This is a genomic window from Marinobacter alkalisoli (genome assembly GCF_045449855.1).
Taxonomy (GTDB): domain Bacteria; phylum Pseudomonadota; class Gammaproteobacteria; order Pseudomonadales; family Oleiphilaceae; genus Marinobacter.
In genome coordinates, this window is sequence record NZ_JBJJLC010000030.1 from 86,974 (window position 1) to 102,101 (window position 15,128).

The 15,128-nt window shown below is 59.0% G+C and carries 13 protein-coding genes; 6 read left to right on the forward strand and 7 right to left on the reverse strand.

From position 1 onward, the window contains the following. The first annotated feature begins 6 nt into the window (after positions 1 to 6). From ACJO5Y_RS12700 to ACJO5Y_RS12715, 4 genes are all read left to right on the forward strand, one after another. Positions 7 to 981 carry a YVTN family beta-propeller repeat protein gene (locus tag ACJO5Y_RS12700; protein WP_406987654.1) on the forward strand — a complete coding sequence of 325 codons (975 nt, stop codon included), beginning with the start codon at positions 7 to 9 and terminating at the stop codon, positions 979 to 981. A gap of 7 nt (positions 982 to 988) precedes the next feature. Further along, positions 989 to 1,711 (forward strand): lanthanide ABC transporter ATP-binding protein PedB/LutE, encoded by a 723-nt coding sequence (gene pedB / locus ACJO5Y_RS12705; protein ID WP_406987655.1) that lies wholly within the window; start codon positions 989 to 991, stop codon positions 1,709 to 1,711. A gap of 2 nt (positions 1,712 to 1,713) precedes the next feature. After that, positions 1,714 to 2,520, forward strand: a complete 807-nt coding sequence (gene pedC / locus ACJO5Y_RS12710) for a lanthanide ABC transporter permease protein PedC (RefSeq protein ID WP_406987656.1) — start codon at positions 1,714 to 1,716, stop codon at positions 2,518 to 2,520. A 174-nt stretch (positions 2,521 to 2,694) separates the two neighbouring features. Then, positions 2,695 to 3,870: a serine hydrolase domain-containing protein gene (locus ACJO5Y_RS12715; RefSeq protein ID WP_406987658.1), complete on the forward strand. Its 1,176-nt coding sequence runs from the start codon at positions 2,695 to 2,697 to the stop codon at positions 3,868 to 3,870. A gap of 37 nt (positions 3,871 to 3,907) precedes the next feature. On the opposite strand, the gene ACJO5Y_RS12720 is transcribed toward ACJO5Y_RS12715, so the two are convergent. The 3 genes from ACJO5Y_RS12720 to ACJO5Y_RS12730 are packed head-to-tail and all read right to left on the reverse strand — an operon-like array spanning position 3,908 to position 6,295. Then, complete coding sequence (locus tag ACJO5Y_RS12720; RefSeq protein ID WP_406987660.1) at positions 3,908 to 4,576, reverse strand: ABC transporter ATP-binding protein; 669 nt, start codon at positions 4,574 to 4,576, stop codon at positions 3,908 to 3,910. After that, on the reverse strand, positions 4,569 to 5,360 hold the full coding sequence (locus ACJO5Y_RS12725) for an ABC transporter permease (RefSeq protein ID WP_406987661.1): 792 nt from the start codon (positions 5,358 to 5,360) through the stop codon (positions 4,569 to 4,571). The genes ACJO5Y_RS12720 and ACJO5Y_RS12725 overlap by 8 nt, the downstream gene beginning before the upstream one ends. Beyond that, positions 5,357 to 6,295 carry an ABC transporter substrate-binding protein gene (locus tag ACJO5Y_RS12730; RefSeq protein WP_406987709.1) on the reverse strand — a complete coding sequence of 313 codons (939 nt, stop codon included), beginning with the start codon at positions 6,293 to 6,295 and terminating at the stop codon, positions 5,357 to 5,359. Before ACJO5Y_RS12730 ends, ACJO5Y_RS12725 begins: the two co-directional genes overlap by 4 nt. Positions 6,296 to 6,638: 343 nt before the next feature. On the opposite strand from ACJO5Y_RS12730, the gene ACJO5Y_RS12735 reads away from it, so the two are divergent. Then, positions 6,639 to 7,316 carry a response regulator gene (locus ACJO5Y_RS12735; protein ID WP_406987710.1) on the forward strand — a complete coding sequence of 226 codons (678 nt, stop codon included), beginning with the start codon at positions 6,639 to 6,641 and terminating at the stop codon, positions 7,314 to 7,316. Between the two features lie 125 nt (positions 7,317 to 7,441). Here the strand turns inward: ACJO5Y_RS12735 and ACJO5Y_RS12740 are convergent, their stop codons facing one another. From ACJO5Y_RS12740 to ACJO5Y_RS12755, 4 genes are all read right to left on the reverse strand, one after another. Beyond that, entirely contained in the window at positions 7,442 to 9,712 is a 2,271-nt protein-coding gene (locus tag ACJO5Y_RS12740) for a NahK/ErcS family hybrid sensor histidine kinase/response regulator (RefSeq protein WP_406987663.1), read from the reverse strand. Further along, the gene (nosP, locus tag ACJO5Y_RS12745) at positions 9,678 to 10,847 is read right to left on the reverse strand and encodes a nitric oxide-sensing protein NosP (RefSeq protein ID WP_406987711.1); all 1,170 of its coding nucleotides are present in this window, start codon (positions 10,845 to 10,847) and stop codon (positions 9,678 to 9,680) included. The genes ACJO5Y_RS12740 and nosP overlap by 35 nt, the downstream gene beginning before the upstream one ends. A 239-nt stretch (positions 10,848 to 11,086) precedes the next feature. Continuing rightward, a complete protein-coding gene (locus tag ACJO5Y_RS12750; RefSeq protein WP_406987664.1) occupies positions 11,087 to 12,190 on the reverse strand; it encodes a porin in 1,104 nt (367 codons plus the stop codon). A gap of 225 nt (positions 12,191 to 12,415) precedes the next feature. Then, positions 12,416 to 13,828 carry a WS/DGAT domain-containing protein gene (locus tag ACJO5Y_RS12755; RefSeq protein ID WP_406987666.1) on the reverse strand — a complete coding sequence of 471 codons (1,413 nt, stop codon included), beginning with the start codon at positions 13,826 to 13,828 and terminating at the stop codon, positions 12,416 to 12,418. A gap of 347 nt (positions 13,829 to 14,175) precedes the next feature. Between ACJO5Y_RS12755 and ACJO5Y_RS12760 the strand changes: the two genes are divergently transcribed. Continuing rightward, a complete protein-coding gene (locus tag ACJO5Y_RS12760) occupies positions 14,176 to 15,099 on the forward strand; it encodes an alpha/beta hydrolase (protein WP_406987667.1) in 924 nt (307 codons plus the stop codon). The last annotated feature ends 29 nt before the right edge of the window (positions 15,100 to 15,128 follow it).

Consider the following 15,128-nt stretch of genomic DNA (forward strand, 5'->3'; position numbering starts at 1 on the left):
TACACCATGATATCTTTATTCAAGCATACCGCACTGGCCGCCATGATCGGGCTGTCGACGCCGGCGCTGGCCAGTCTGGCGTATGTGTCCAACGAGAAGGACGACACCATTTCGGTCATCGATACCGATTCCATGGACGTGGTAGAGACCATTGAGGTAGGGCAGCGCCCACGGGGCATCCTGTTGTCCAGGGACTACACCAAACTGTATATCTGCGCCAGTGACGACGACACCGTACAGGTGCTGGATCTGGCCACCCGCAAGATCGTCGATACCCTGCCCTCCGGTGAAGATCCGGAGCAGTTCTCCCTGCACCCCAACAACAAGCACCTGTACATCGCCAATGAGGACGATGCCATCGTGACAGTGGTGGACGTGGACACCAAGGATGTTCTGGCCCAGATTGATGTCGGTATTGAACCGGAAGGCATGGCGGTGAGCCCGAACGGCAAGTGGGCGGTGAACACCTCCGAAACCACCAGCATGCTGCACTGGATCAACACCGAAACTTTCGAGATCGAGAAGAACATCGTGGTCGGCCAGCGGCCCCGCCATGTGGAGTTCAGTAAAGACAGCAAGATTGCCTGGGCCTCGGCGGAAATTGGCGGCACCGTGCATATCATTGACGTGGACAACCTTGAGCAGATTCACGAAATGACGTTCAAAGTACCCGGTGTCAACCAGGACCGCGTCCAGCCGGTGGGTATCGAGCTGACCTCCGACGGCAAGTACGCCTTCGTGGCCCTCGGCCCCTCCAACCACGTAGCGGTGGTGGATGCTAAAACCTACGAAGTGCTGGATTACCTGCTGGTGGGCAGCCGGGTCTGGCAACTGGACCTGGACAAGGACGAGAAGCATCTCTATACCACTAACGGCGTGTCCGGCGATGTGTCGGTCATCGACGTGGAGGATCTGAAGGTGATCAAATCCATCAAGGTAGGCCGCTACCCCTGGGGTGTGGTCATCGATCCCACTTCATAACACCACCATGACCATTGAAGCCCGGAATATCAGCTTTCGCTACGGCGACAAGCCTGTACTCAAGGAGGTCAGCTTTACGCTGACCTCTGGCCGTTTTCATGCCCTGCTGGGCCCCAACGGCGCCGGCAAGTCGACACTGTTTGGTCTGCTGACCCGGCTGCTGGCACTGCAGCAGGGGGAACTCCTGCTGGCCGGGCAATCGTTGAAGAAACAACCCTCCGAGGCGATGCGACAGATCGGTGTGGTGTTCCAGCAGAATGCCCTGGATCTGGACCTGACGGTGCGCCAGAACTTGCTCTACCATGCCGCTCTCCATGGTCTGTCCCGCAAGGAGGCCCGCAAACGGGGCGACCGCGAACTGGCGCGTTTCGAGCTGCTGGAACGGGCGAACGATCCGGTACGGAAACTCAATGGCGGCCATCGCCGGCGGGTGGAGATTGCCCGCGCACTGCTCCATGGGCCCTCACTGCTACTGCTGGATGAACCCACCGTGGGCCTGGATGTCGCCAGCCGCAGGGCGCTGAACGATCACGTCCGCACGCTGTGTGACGAAGCGGGGCTGACGGTACTGTGGGCCACACACCTGATTGAGGAGGTTCGTCAGGACGACCGGGTGCTTATCCTGCATCAGGGCCAGCTACTGGCCGATGGCTCCGGCCATGCCATTTGCGAGGCCGAAGGCACCCGCGACCTGGCGGAAACCTTCCACACCTTGACCGGAGCCGGATAACCATGAAAGCTGCGCATTACTGGCATTGTTTCGTTGGCATCCAGACCCGGGAGTGGCTGCGGTTCTGGCAGCAGCGCACTCGCTTTGCCAGCGCCCTGGTGCGGCCGCTGCTGTGGCTGGTGGTGTTTGCCGCCGGCTTTCGCGCGGTGCTGGGGATTTCTATTATTCCACCCTACCAGACCTACATTACCTACGAGACCTACATTGCCCCGGGACTCTGCGGGATGATTATTCTGTTTAACAGTATGCAGGGCGCCCTGTCCATGGTGTATGACCGGGAGCTGGGGAGTATGCGGGTGTTGTTGATGAGCCCGCTGCCACGGCCATTTTTGCTGGTGACGAAGCTGCTGGCGATGGGGGTGGTGTCGGTTGGCCAAGTGTATGTGTTTCTGCTGCTGGCGTTACTGGTGGATGTGGAACCGCCGGTGTGGGGCTACCTTGCGGTGTTGCCGGCACTGGTGCTGACCAGTTTGATGCTCGGCGCACTGGGCCTGCTGATTGCTACCTGGATCAAGCAGTTGGAGAACTTTGCCGGGGTGATGAACTTCGTCATTTTCCCGATGTTTTTTATGTCCTCGGCACTGTATCCACTGTGGAAAATGAACGAAGCGAGCCCGTGGTTGTACTGGATTTGCCAGTTCAACCCGTTTACCCATGCGGTGGAGGCGATCCGCTTTTCGCTGTATCTGGAGTGGAACCCGATGGCGTATGGCATTACTGCAGGAGTAACTGTGGTGTTGGCACTGCTGGCGACGGCTGGATTCAGGCCTCAGAGGACCAAGATTCTTGGTACTTCCAAGCCTGCTTGATCGGGGGAAATGGGCTGTGGGCTACTCTCATACTGTGGAGGGGCGAATACCTATAACCAGCATTGTGTAGAGTTGGCTGAGAACAACTACCCGGGATTCGTCTTCGCGTATGGCATACGTCGAAAGATCTATTCCGACATTAACAAGAGGTAGTGTGAAATGAGCAACTCAAAAATGAAAGCTGCCTTGGACAGTGTGCTCCAGCAGACCACGGGACGCCATGGTGGCACCCCTGGCGTAGTGGCCATGGTTACCGATCAGGACCGCAATCTCTATGAAGGCGCTACGGGAGTAAGGGAACTGGGCAAGCAAACCCCTATGGACTTGGACACGGTGTTTGCCATCTTCTCTTCCACCAAAGCGATTGTCAGTGTCTGTGCGCTACAGCTGGTTGAGGAAGGGCTGCTACGACTTGATGATCCGGCGGGGAAGTACCTCCCGGAGCTGGACGAATTGCAAGTGCTTGAGGGGTTCGGTGCGGATGGTCAACCCCGACTCCGGTCGCCAAAGCGCAGGATTACGGTCAGTGACCTTCTCCTGCATACCTCGGGGCTTGGCTACGATTTTTTCAGCACGGAGGACAAACGCTACCGGCAGCTAAAGGATATCCCATCGATTATCACCTGCACCAAAGAATCGATACAGACGGTGCTACAGCACGATCCGGGTGATGCGTGGACCTATGGAGTAAATGCCGATTGGCTGGGGCTGATCGTGGAGAAGTTGCGAGGAAAACGCCTTGGCGAGGTTATGCACGAGCGCGTATTCCCGCCCCTTGGCATGACAGACACCGCATTTTCGGTAAACGATGACATGATGGCTCGACGAGCCACAATACATTCGAGGACCGAGGACGGCCAGTTGGTGCCCGTTCCAGAGTTGGCCTTACCGAGAGAACCTGCGATGGACATGGGCGGGCATGGCCTCTATGGCACCGTCAGGGACTACATGAAGTTCATACGTATGATCCTGAACGACGGTGCCGGCGAGAACGGCAGGGTGCTAAAACCTGAAACGGCACACCTGCTGGCTAAAGACGGCTACGCTGGCACGAGCATTCCAATCGGATTCTGGGAGACATCCGATCCTGGCCTCGCTAACAGTGGTGAGTTTATGCCGGGGGTGGATAAGGGTTGGTCCCATGCCTTCATGATTAACCGTGAGAAGGCACCTACAGGACGTTCTCCCGGCTCAATGGCCTGGGCCGGCCTCGCCAATTGCTACCTGTGGATCGATAAGACCAAGGGGATCGGCGGATATTGGGCTACTCAAATTCTGCCATTCTACGATTGTTCATCGTATCCGGGCTTCTATGAGTTCGAGGCTACGACCTATAACAATCTGGACTGATTGGCGTATGACTGGAGTGGTGGCCATACAGGACAGCTCACCTGGTCAACTCAAGCTTCCGCAGCTGTCCCAGAATTTCATGGGTCAGGCGGGGATCACTGACGGCATCATCCCATTGAAGACGCGCGGGCTTGCCATCGAGGTACCAAAGCCGGTTCGCCAGAATTCCGGCGTCAGTATCGTCATGGGTCACGCAAATCATGGCCATACCCGGATTGGCATCCAGAATCCCGGCAATCAGTGTTTTCAGCTCACCGGCCATTACCGGATCCAGTGACGCAAACGGCTCGTCCAGTAACAGCAGATCCGGCTTTACCGCCAGGCAGCGGGCAAGCGCCGCTCTGCGGGCCATACCGAGGGAAAGCTGGTCCGGCAGGTAGTGGCCATATCCTTTCAGACCTACGCTAGTCAGGTGGTCCTCTGCTTCCTGCGGAGTTGCGCCTGCCAATTGGAGATTGGCGCTCAGGGTTCGCCAGGGTAGCAGACGATGTTCCTGGAACAGGTAGCCGACCCGGAGATTGTCACGGCAGGTGATTGCTTCCGGTGAGATGGTTTTGTCCAGACCGGCAATGGCGTTCAGCAGGGTGGTTTTGCCGATGCCTGAAGGCCCAAGCAGGCAGATACGGTCGCCCCGTTCGATAGTGGCGAAGACTTCCCCAAGCACAGGCTGGCCAAAGCTGCGGCCGGCGATCCGCAGTTCAAGCATGGGCGGCCTCCGGCTGACGCCAGCGGCTGGAGCGGCGTTCCAGGGGCTGCAGGATGGTCAGTTCGATCAGCTGGACCACGGCAATGAACGCCAGGCTATAGGCCAGGATGGAGGCGACGTCGAAGACCTGGAAGGCCAGATGGAGCTGGAAGCCGACGCCATTGGAGCGGCCCAGCAGTTCGACCACCAGGACGATTTTCCAGATCAGGGCCAGGCCGCCGCGGGTGGCGGCCATCAGGTAGGGAAACAGTTGCGGTACCCAGATGTCGTGGAATCGCTGCCAGCGGGTGAAGTCGTAGACGGTGGCCATTTGCTCCAGCCGGTAATCCAGACTGCGGGCGCCTTCGCGGACGGTGACGGCGACATTCGGCACTTTGTTGATGACAACCGCCATGACTGCCGCCACCTCCACCAGCCCGAACCAGACGTACATCAGGATGATGGTGACCAGTGCGGGCAGGTTGAGCAGTAACACCAGCAATGGGTCAAACAGGGCGTTGGTGGTGGCGGAACGTCCCATGCAAACACCGATGAACGCACCCAGGGACATGGCGAGCACAAAGGCCACCATCACACGACCGAAGGTGGCGCCCAGGTGATGCCAGAGATCACCGGCAGCGGCCTCTCGTATCAGCGTATCGAGTACCTGGAGTGGCGTTGGCAACAGCGGTGACTGGATCAGCCAGGCGATCAGTGCCCAGATGAGCACGAAACCCGGCAACACCACCCAGTAACTCCAGAGGGGTGGTCGCCCCTTTACGGCAGGGCTTTTGGGGTTAGTCACGGCTCACTCCGGTAGAAGAGCGGGGCCGGCATCAGGTTGTCTGCATCGGCTCCGGTGAGTACCAGTAGCCGATGCAGGTGGGCTATCCGCCGATCGGTTTGCGGCGCCGGTATACCGGCATTGAATCCGTCTCGAAGTGCCTGAAAAACGCCCTTGTCCGGGTTGGCCATTAATGGGCGCAGTCGTTCCCAGTAGGCGGGTTTGTCCGCCAGCTCGGTTTTGGCCTCGCGCAGAGAATCGGCAAAGCGCCGGATCAACGATCGATGCTCCTGCGCCCAGCTAGCCGGGAAAACATAGCCCAGCATGGGCAGATTGGTATCCAGATCCAGGGCGGTCAGCAGGTCGGCCATCCGGAACGCAGAGCGCCAGCCACCCTCGCCTTTGAGGCGCGCCGCAAAATGCCAGTAGGTCACAATCACATCCACCTGTCCCCGCTTGAGGGCCTGGTTGAGCAGTGGCGGTGCCGCGAACTGAACATCCGCGGAATCTGACAGGTCGAGCCCCTGTTGGGCGGCGACTTTCTGCAGCAGTATCCAGCCCTTGCTATCCGGACCACCGGCCACACCGATTCGTTTGCCGGCGAGGTCCGCCACGGATTGGGTGGTAGAGCCGTCCGCCACCACAATGTCGCCAATCTGGCTGGAAAACGGAAGATACAGGTAGGGAGTGCCGGCCTGGTATCGCGACTGCGCCCAGAGCAGATCCGCCACAGCGCCATTCACCGAACCGCTGGTGACCGCAAGACGGGAGGCCGGCAGGTTGGCCACCAGTTCCAGGTCCAGACGGTAACCGTGTTTGCGGTCCAGACCCCGGTGGAGGATGTGATCCAGCTCCCAGTGCGCCGTGCCGAACTGCAGCACGCTGACCGACAGCACCGGAGGTTCGCCGGGTTCCCGGGCGTGTGCGGCTGGCAGTACCGTCAGAAACACCAACATCAGCGCAGCTAGCCAGGCGGCATGACGGCTGGCTTCGAACGGCTTGAAATATCGGCTTGTTACGGGCTGTTGGCTCATCCTTCCACGATACGAAGCCCGCCGCCACGCAAGAATAGTACTTTGGTGCCTGTTTTTTGGTGCGATGGTCGCATTCAACCAGAGGCGCGGATAGCGTGTAATGAAATCATCACAATAATAAACAGAGGATCGACTCCGTTTCCGGAGATTCTCTGCACAGGAGGCCGCCATGCTTAATGAGCTCGATGCCGCACTCACTTCCGAAAAGCGCTATCATGATTCGGAAGCACTCCCCGATAATGAAAACAAACAGGTAGAACCATCCATGGAGCCGGCTTACAAGATACTGATCGCCGACGACCACCCGCTATTCCGTGAAGCGATCAGCAGTGTGATCGCTTCCGGGTTCGAGGGCAGTGAGATCATTGAAACCGATGATCTGGACAGCGCCCTGGACATTACGCGGGAGAATGACGACCTGGACCTGATCCTGCTGGACCTGAACATGCCCGGCATGCACGGGCTGAACGGCCTGATTACCCTGCGCAACGAAGCGCCCACCATTCCCGTGGTGATTGTCTCGGCGGAAGAAGACAAGCAGGTCGTGTTGCAGGCCATCACCTACGGCGCGGTCGGTTTTATTACCAAATCCTCGCCACGAGCCCAGATGACCGAGGCGATCCAGCAGATTCTCAATGGCAATGTCTACCTGCCCTCGGACATCATCCGTACCGGCAAGGAAAGCAACAGCCGCCGCAGTCGCCATGAAGACAACCCGATTTCACCGGAGCTGCTGAACTCCCTGACACGTCGCCAGCTACTGGTACTCGAGCGCATGTCCAAGGGCGAATCCAACAAACAGATTGCCTACAACCTGAACATCGCCGAGACCACGGTGAAGGCCCATGTATCGGCCATTTTGCGTAAGCTTGGGGTGCACAATCGGGTACAGGCCATTCTGTCCGCCAGTGATGTGGATTTCAGTCAGTACCTGAAACGGTAAACCGGTTTATCAGGCTTATTTGTCGGATTACGCCTTTGGCTAATCCGACCTACGTTGCAAACATTCAAGCTCATCCCGCGTAGGTCGGGTTAGGCGCAGCCGTAACCCGACATCCATCGCCGATCTCAGCTTCTCAGCAGATGACTCAGCGCACTGCGCAACTTCAGCGGTTTCACCGGCTTGTTCATCAACAGGTACCCCAAATCACGGATATGCTGTTTGAGCTCATTGGTATAGTTGGCAGTAATCATCACCACCGGCGCCGGGCAACGGCGACGGCCGTTGATCTCCGCCACCACATTCACGCCATTTTCATCGTTGTCCAGATGGTAGTCCGCCAGGATCAGATCCACCGGGCTGTCGGCCGGGTCCAACTGGCGCTCCAGATCCTCCAGAGACACCGCCGTCACCACGCGGCAGTCCCAGCCTTCCAGCAGGGTTTTCATACCCTGGCAGATGGACGGATCATTATCGATCACCCAGATCCGGGCGCCGCCCAGACCGCTGTCAAAGGACACCGACCGGTTCTGATCCTCAGCCGGTCGCCGGGGCTGCAGCTGGCCAAGGGGAACCTTGACGCTGAACACGGATCCCTTGCCTTCAATGGAAGACACACTCACCTCATGGCCCAGCATGCGCGAGATCTTGTCCACGATGGCCAACCCAAGCCCCAGCCCCTTGTCGGGCTGTGAGCCGGATGGCCGGATGCGTTTGAATTCCTGGAAGATCTCGGTCAGCTTGTCTTCCGGGATCCCCGGGCCAGTGTCCCAGACCTGTAGCAGAACGTGATCCTGCCGCCGTCGGCAGCCCAGCAGGATGCGGCCATTGCCGGTATAGCGGATGGCATTGGTGAGAAAGTTCCTGAGAATCCGCGCCAGAAGCTGGGAATCGGACTCCACGATCGCGGAGCTGGCAACGAAGTCCAGCCGCAGGTCTTCGGCCGTGGCCATTTGCCGGAATTCCCGGGCGATGTTATTGAGCAGGTCCCGCAGATCGAACGCTGTCACGTCGGGCTTGATCACCCCGGCATCCAGCTTGGAGATGTCCACCAGGGTGCCCAACAGGTTCTCCACGTCATCCAGGGAGGTACTCACCGATCGCACCAGCCCCTCGGCCTTGGGCCCGAACGACTGCTCCAGAAGCGCACTGGTGAACAGACGGGCGGCGTTCAGGGGTTGCAGCAGATCATGACTGACGGCGGCCAGGAATTTGGTCTTGGACAGGTTCGCCCGCTCCGCTTCCAGTTTGGCGTCCCGCAGCCTGGCCTCTACCGCGGCCCGCTCGGTAATTTCCTGACGCAGCTGATTGTTCAAGCCGGTCAACGCCGAGGTACGCTCCTTGACCCGCCGTTCCAGATTGTCGTAGGCCTGCTCCAGCGCCAGGGCGGTCTTGCGACGATCGGTAATGTCCCGGATCAACACGAAGAAGCCGGTAACGTCTCCGTCCTCGTCGACGTTGGGTACATAGGAGCGCAGCATATAACGCACGTCCCCCTGCTCGCCGGTTTCCTCAAACTCGAAGGTGACGCTGTTTCCCGCCAGCGCCTGTCGCATCTGCGGCAACAGGCGCTGGTACAGATCGGCGGAGTGCACCTCATCCAATGGCCGGCCAAGAGGCGACTCGCCGGAGCGGCCATACCAGGACTCATACACCTTGTTGCAGAACTGCACCGTAAGATCCGCACCGACATAGGCTATCAGCGCCGGCACATGGTCTGTCACCACCCGGATCCAGCGTTCACTTTCCTCCAGCGCCTTGATGCGCCGCGCCATCTCACTGTTCTTGACGTCGGTGATGTCGGAATAGAGCACCACCAGACCACCCTCACGGGTGGGCCTCTCGGTCATCTGCACCCAGCGGTCGTTGGCGAGCAGGAAGACAACGCCCTCGGAATCCGGGTGGCTGTGCTCCTCAACAACCAGACCGGAACTGACCGCCTGCGCCTTCACATCCACTATGGAGGTGCCCGGCTCTGGCACCTCCACACCGGCGTGGTGCCAGTAGCTGCGAAAACGACTGTTGCTCTGGATCAGGCGGTGCTGGTGATCGAACAGGACAAAGCCGTCAGCAATGCTTTCAATGGCATCGCTGAGGCGCTGGCGAGTGGTTTCGGCTTCGACGCGGGCGCGGCTCAGGGCCTTGTTACTGGCTTTAAGCTCCTCCATGGTCTGGTTGAGGGCCTCGGTGCGCTCGCGCACCTGCTCCGCCAGCACCACGGAATGTTCAAAGGCGGCGTAGGGTTCAGGCTTGTGGGAGGAGCCGGACTCCACCCGAACGATCAGAGCATCGCGGATGCGGCGCAGGCGCTCATTCTCCGCTTCAAGCTCGGCGATGCGCCGGTCCCTGTCATCAGCGGCAGTGTCACTCTTGCACGGCACGGGCTTCAGGCTGGCCAATGACCACCCCCGTAAAGGTCTGGTTAATGTGCATACCGTCGAACTGCTCGCCGTATGTGTTGAAACCGATCACCTTGTGATGGCGAAGGAACTCAGACACCGCCTCCACTTCCCCGGTCAGCTCTGCCTCCAGCCGACGCAGGAAACAGTCACACCCGATGGTCACCAGCGGTGGTCCCACCACCCGCTCGGACGCTTCGATCTGGGCCCGCACACTGTCCAGCAGACCTTCCGGCTCCATCGCTGTCATCACAATGCCGGTTTCCACCGCACAGTAGAATGTCAGGCTCTTGTCCGGGTTGACCCGCTGAACCGAACGCACAAAGTAATGCCCGCCAATTTTCACGCCCATGGGGCGCAGCGCAAACACCTTGCGGTCCAGGGCATCCACCTCCACGCCAACGGCACGGGCATAGGCATCGGCTGCGGGCTCGGCGTTGAGTTCGTAAACGGTGCGGCTTTCCGGGCAGGCATCGGTAACCACCAGTTTTTCACTGCGTTCAACCATGTGGTGGGTGGAAAACACCCGGAAATCCAGTGGCGTATTGACCAACAACACCGTCGCCGCTCCGGTATGGAACTGGCCGTCGTAGTAGACGTGGGTATTGGCAAGGCGCTCGTCGTCTCCGGCTGATCCGCCGAATTGCGGGATGGTACCGAGCGCTGCGTTAAGCGTCGCCAACACCAGTTCCTCCCGGCTGGAAAGACCATCCAGTAGGGTAATCGCAAAGGTATTGCCTTTGACTGGCGCGAGTTTGGCATCACGACATGTGGACAGCAGGCCGTCGATAACACCCTGAGCGTCCTGCAGGGTAAACCGGTCGAGCTCCCGAATCAGTGCGCAGTCAATGGCAAAATAGCGGTTATCGAAGCCAATGGCGGTAATACATCCGCGACCATAACCCTCCGGCGTAATCTCCCCGGCTGACGTACACCCGCACACACGCACGCCCTGAAAAGCATGGTCAAGGGCAATGCCGAGACGGCCGAGATCGTACTCCGCGGAACAAAAGAACAGCACACATCCCAGGTGCTCATGGTTCAACTGACTGGCGAGGTTGGTGGCTGCCAGCATCGGGTCGCGAACACTGGAGCTCGCTACCCGGACGGCGGGCAGGGTCGTCGCTGGCTTCATAAATGCGGGTCCCGAGAATGGATGACTTTCCACCGATTCTACGCCATCCGCAAACGCAGCCAATGCGACTTCAGTGCTTTTAATGGGCGCGCCAAAATGATCGTAAGCCATTGATTAAAAACCCTCCTGAATCAATGCCTGGCGGCGCGGCCGGTCTGCACGAAGACAAACCGGCACTTTAGTCTTAGATGACCCGGTGCTACGGACGACCTCCCGTTTTCCACAGCAAGGTCTACTGCTTAGAACGTTACGACAGCGCCGAGGGCAAGGGTATCGGCATCCACTGCAGTAGCGCCCGTGGATTTGGCTTCTTGCTCGAACATGTTGTATTCGGCAACCAACTTGAAGTTACTGTTCACATCATGGAACACGGCCAGGGAGGTGTTCTCCGTCTCGAAATCTCCCTGATCGGAATCCGTTTCGCCGTAAGAGGCCACGAAGCGATTGCTACCCAGCGTATAAGACGCCTGGACCAGATAGCCATCGGCATCTTCTTCCGAAGGCAGTGCGCCATCGGTGAGCAGGACCGGCGCATCCCCTTCCGATGTGAAGCCGGACGCCGTCAGTGACAAGCCTGCTACCGCAGCTTTAAGACCGTAGCCGATACCCTGGCTGTCGATTTCGGTGGTCGCGTTTTCTGAGCTCTGATGACGACCATTGACCCAACCGGTCAATGCCACGCCACTGAGGTCGGCGCTGTAGGTGACTTCCGCCTCAAAGCGGGGTGCTGACTGCTCGGATTGGGCACCGGGGGTGGTATCGGCTGGTTCAAAGATACCGGCGGCCACTTTCAATCCCCCCATCTCCGGGGACCGGTAGGTAATCTGAGCTGACGGATTCGGATACGGGTAGCCGGTGCGGATGTTGCCAAAAGAGACGCCGGTGGCCGCACCCGGGGAGCCAAAGCCCATGAGAATTTCGTCGAGGAAGATGTTGGAGCGGGCGTATAAACCGAAGTCCTTACCGATCAGAACCTGACCGAAAGAACCATCGACTGTGGCATACAGTTGACGAACATCAATCGCTGTATCGGTTGGCGACTGAAGGCTGTCATTGATCGTGTTCCAGAACGAGGAGCGGCCACCCATCGTCAGATCGCCCACTTCCTTGCTGAAGTTGAAACCAATGGTGTTCGGCAGAAACCCCATCTTGACGTCTGAGCTGCGGGCATCGGCCACCTTGTCGTCACGGTTTACGTAAAAAGCGTTGAAGTAACCGTCGACGGAAAAGCTGGTGCCGTCCTCGTTGTAAATCTCAACGGCCGCATTGGCGCCGGCGCTTGCCCCCATGGCAGCAGCCATCGCAATCGCTAACCCTGACTTTCGAAAATTGTTGTTGTTCATAGTTCCCCCGGTTGTTTTTGGAAATCTGGGATCGGGGTGCCGAGTAATCCGGCCGCCCCAGGCGTAGGTCTGTCGCCTGAATTCCATGGTCGGTTAAGGCTGGAGTGGGGAAAATGCGCCAAGGGGGCAGGTTTTCTGATCTTTTAGGAGGCCTGTGAATCAGGACTTTTGGATTAATACCCGCCAGATACGGGCAATGACAGCGGAATAAAATGGGAAGGCGGGTCAGCCGGTGAAAGCATCCAGTTCTTCGAGGCAATCGGTCAGGAACCGCGAGGGGGAGGCCATGACGGCCTCATCGGCCACGACCCCAAACTGAACCGAGCCAGCGTAACTGACAATACTCACCCCCAGGCCGATGTCCCCGGCCTGGGGTACCCAGAACATCTGCTCGGTGATGCGGCAACCGGCCAGGTAACGCTCCTCACGGGATCCGGGCACGTTGGACACCACGGCGCTGGCCTTGCGACAGAACACATCGGCCACCGGCTGACGCCAGGGCTCAGGCACCAGCGAGGCGCTGGCGGTCAGCCCCCAGGCAATGCCGGGCTGCCAGCTTTTCTTTAGCCGGCGAGTTTCGTGTTTGATCCGGTAGAGTCGTTCCAGCGAGCTTTCACCGTCCACCGGCAGAGGAACGAAAACCGTACCGAAACAATTGCCCAAGGTGCCGGGCTCAGGCTTGATGCCGGCGGGTAGCTGACCGCGAATGTCTACCGGGACAGCCGCATGGAGCACGGCCTCGTCCAGGTCCACCTGACCGGCGGCCAGCTGCTTGCGCACGGCGGCCGCCACACAGCTGAGCAACACGTCATTGATGGTCACCCCGCTCAGACGGGCAATGTCCTGGAAGCGTGACAACGCCACGGGTGTCGACCAGCAGCATTGACGTCGCCCCAATAAGTCATGTTTGAGGGATGACGGCGAGTCTTCCGGTTCCACCAGGAACTGGCTCACCTCGTTCACCAGTTTCAGGCCCGTCTGGGCAACCCGTTCCAGTACCTTGCCAGCATCCTGCAGGCTGCCTGAGGAGCCTTCGGCGTGTCCTTCCATATCACCGGAGCGGTTTCCGGATGCCTCCGCCAGTTCACTGCCGATCAGCTCCCGGAACCAGGCGCCTGCCGCCAGGCTCCAGCGTTGCAGATCAGGGGTTTCCGGCGCTCCGTAGAGCGCAGGTAACTGTTGCGGGGATGGCGGGCAAATCCGTTCAAAGATCCCCAACAGCGACAATCCGTCGGCATAACAATGATGCATCCGCAATAGCAGGGCGGCACCGCCCTCGGCGTTGGGCGCAAGCCAGAATTTCCAGCGCGGTCGGTAGTCCGGCAGGGGCTGGTTCAGTCGGGCGGATACCCATTCCTGGAGCTGATCCGGGGAAAACGCGTCCGGGGTGACGCGCAGGTGGTGCTTCAGATCGAATACCGGGTCGGCTTCCCACCACCAGCCCGGCGCCCGGCGCACCGGCATATAACGGAACCGCTGCCAGGCCAGCCAGTAGACCTCCAGAAACTCTCGCAGCCGCGTTTCCGTCAGGCCCTCCACCCGCAGCATGACCGTGATGGTCATGGGGTTTTCAGGTCGTTCCAGGGCCAGCCATGCGGAATCCACAGGTAACAGGAGATGTGAGTCCTCTTGGTTCAAATCTGGCTGTCCCCGGGTGGATTGACGAACGTTGAATGAATGGCGAATCCCGCATTGTGCCAGACAAGTACAGACGGCTCCATATAAGGCGCCCACTCCCCGGAATTACAAAAAATTACGCGCATGTAACTTTTCGCCTCTATACTGGTTATAACACTTAATGGAATGGTTATTACTGAGCCCGAGGCGGGTATCGACCCGCCAACCAAGCAGACTATTGGCCGTGGGCGTTCGTATATTGAGTAACCAGCGCCAATAACTCTGGCCCGGGAACGCGTTAAAACAGTCACTATCAGCACACACCAATTCCAAAAGCAGTCTTCCACGGTGCTGACAGGAGAACGGTTATGAAAGCGAGCCATGTTCGCAAACTGATACAACCGATTGAAAACGCCTACTCCGAGATGTTCTCGGGGCGTGTCTACCGTGTCGGCAAGGGTGCGGTTTCCGTCCGCAACCACAGCGGCAAGGCGGAACAGACGGTTATTGGTGTGCACGGTTTCCTGGAGAACCACTGTTACTTCACGCAGGCCTATGAGGCGCCCACCACGGAGCTCATCCTGCTGACCTGCAGCAACTACCATATCCCGGTCAACGGCGTGACGCCGGAAGCCCCGGAATGGGAAGTGCCCATCAAGCACCTCGAGGGCACCATTGAGTACGACGCCTGCATACTGAACCAGGCCGTCGCCAACCTTCCCGGCACCGACAACATTCGTGTTCACGGTCATTCCCGGGGCGGCGCCGTCATCCTGGAGGCCATTCGCCAGTGGCCGGAACTCTATGACAACGTAGAAGTCGTCCTGGAAGCGCCGGTGCTCCCCCAGGCCAAACTCCATGGCCTGGTCACCACCATTCTGGAGCCGGTCAGCCATGGCATGTGGCCCTGGCTGATCCGCCTGATCAATACCGCACCGTCTTCCGCCTATGGCCAGACCTTCTTTGGCAAGATGAATCCGCGCAAGAAACAGTTACTGAGCAAGCTGTTCTCAGCCACGAAGGATCACCTCACCATTGTGCGCAATATCGAGAACATCATGGACTGGATGGAGCGGACCGATACCAGCGTTTACAACAACGTGCGTCACGGTACCTTCCTGATTCCGGGCGTGGACCGCATTCTGGACCGTAACGCAATGCTGGCCAGCGCGCGCCAGAGCCCTACCACCATGCGCATTGTCGAAACCCAGGCTCCCAGCCATTTCATAACCCTCGACAGCAAGGAGTGGGTTCCCGATTTCGAGACCCAGCCCACCGCCGCTCAGGGCTGATACTGCCATCTGATTGCCGGCTCCGGTAA

Bases quoted from the DNA above. Each gene is read 5' to 3' on its own strand.
- ACJO5Y_RS12735 (WP_406987710.1), top strand. From the start codon at position 6,639: ATGGAGCCGGCTTACAAGATACTGATCGCCGACGACCACCCGCTATTC.
- pedB (WP_406987655.1), top strand. From the start codon at position 989: ATGACCATTGAAGCCCGGAATATCAGCTTTCGCTACGGCGACAAGCCT.
- ACJO5Y_RS12700 (WP_406987654.1), top strand. From the start codon at position 7: ATGATATCTTTATTCAAGCATACCGCACTGGCCGCCATGATCGGGCTG.
- nosP (WP_406987711.1), bottom strand. From the start codon at position 10,847: ATGAAGCCAGCGACGACCCTGCCCGCCGTCCGGGTAGCGAGCTCCAGT.
- ACJO5Y_RS12730 (WP_406987709.1), bottom strand. From the start codon at position 6,295: ATGTTGGTGTTTCTGACGGTACTGCCAGCCGCACACGCCCGGGAACCC.
- ACJO5Y_RS12750 (WP_406987664.1), bottom strand. From the start codon at position 12,190: ATGAACAACAACAATTTTCGAAAGTCAGGGTTAGCGATTGCGATGGCT.
- ACJO5Y_RS12720 (WP_406987660.1), bottom strand. From the start codon at position 4,576: ATGCTTGAACTGCGGATCGCCGGCCGCAGCTTTGGCCAGCCTGTGCTT.
- ACJO5Y_RS12715 (WP_406987658.1), top strand. From the start codon at position 2,695: ATGAAAGCTGCCTTGGACAGTGTGCTCCAGCAGACCACGGGACGCCAT.
- pedC (WP_406987656.1), top strand. From the start codon at position 1,714: ATGAAAGCTGCGCATTACTGGCATTGTTTCGTTGGCATCCAGACCCGG.
- ACJO5Y_RS12760 (WP_406987667.1), top strand. From the start codon at position 14,176: ATGAAAGCGAGCCATGTTCGCAAACTGATACAACCGATTGAAAACGCC.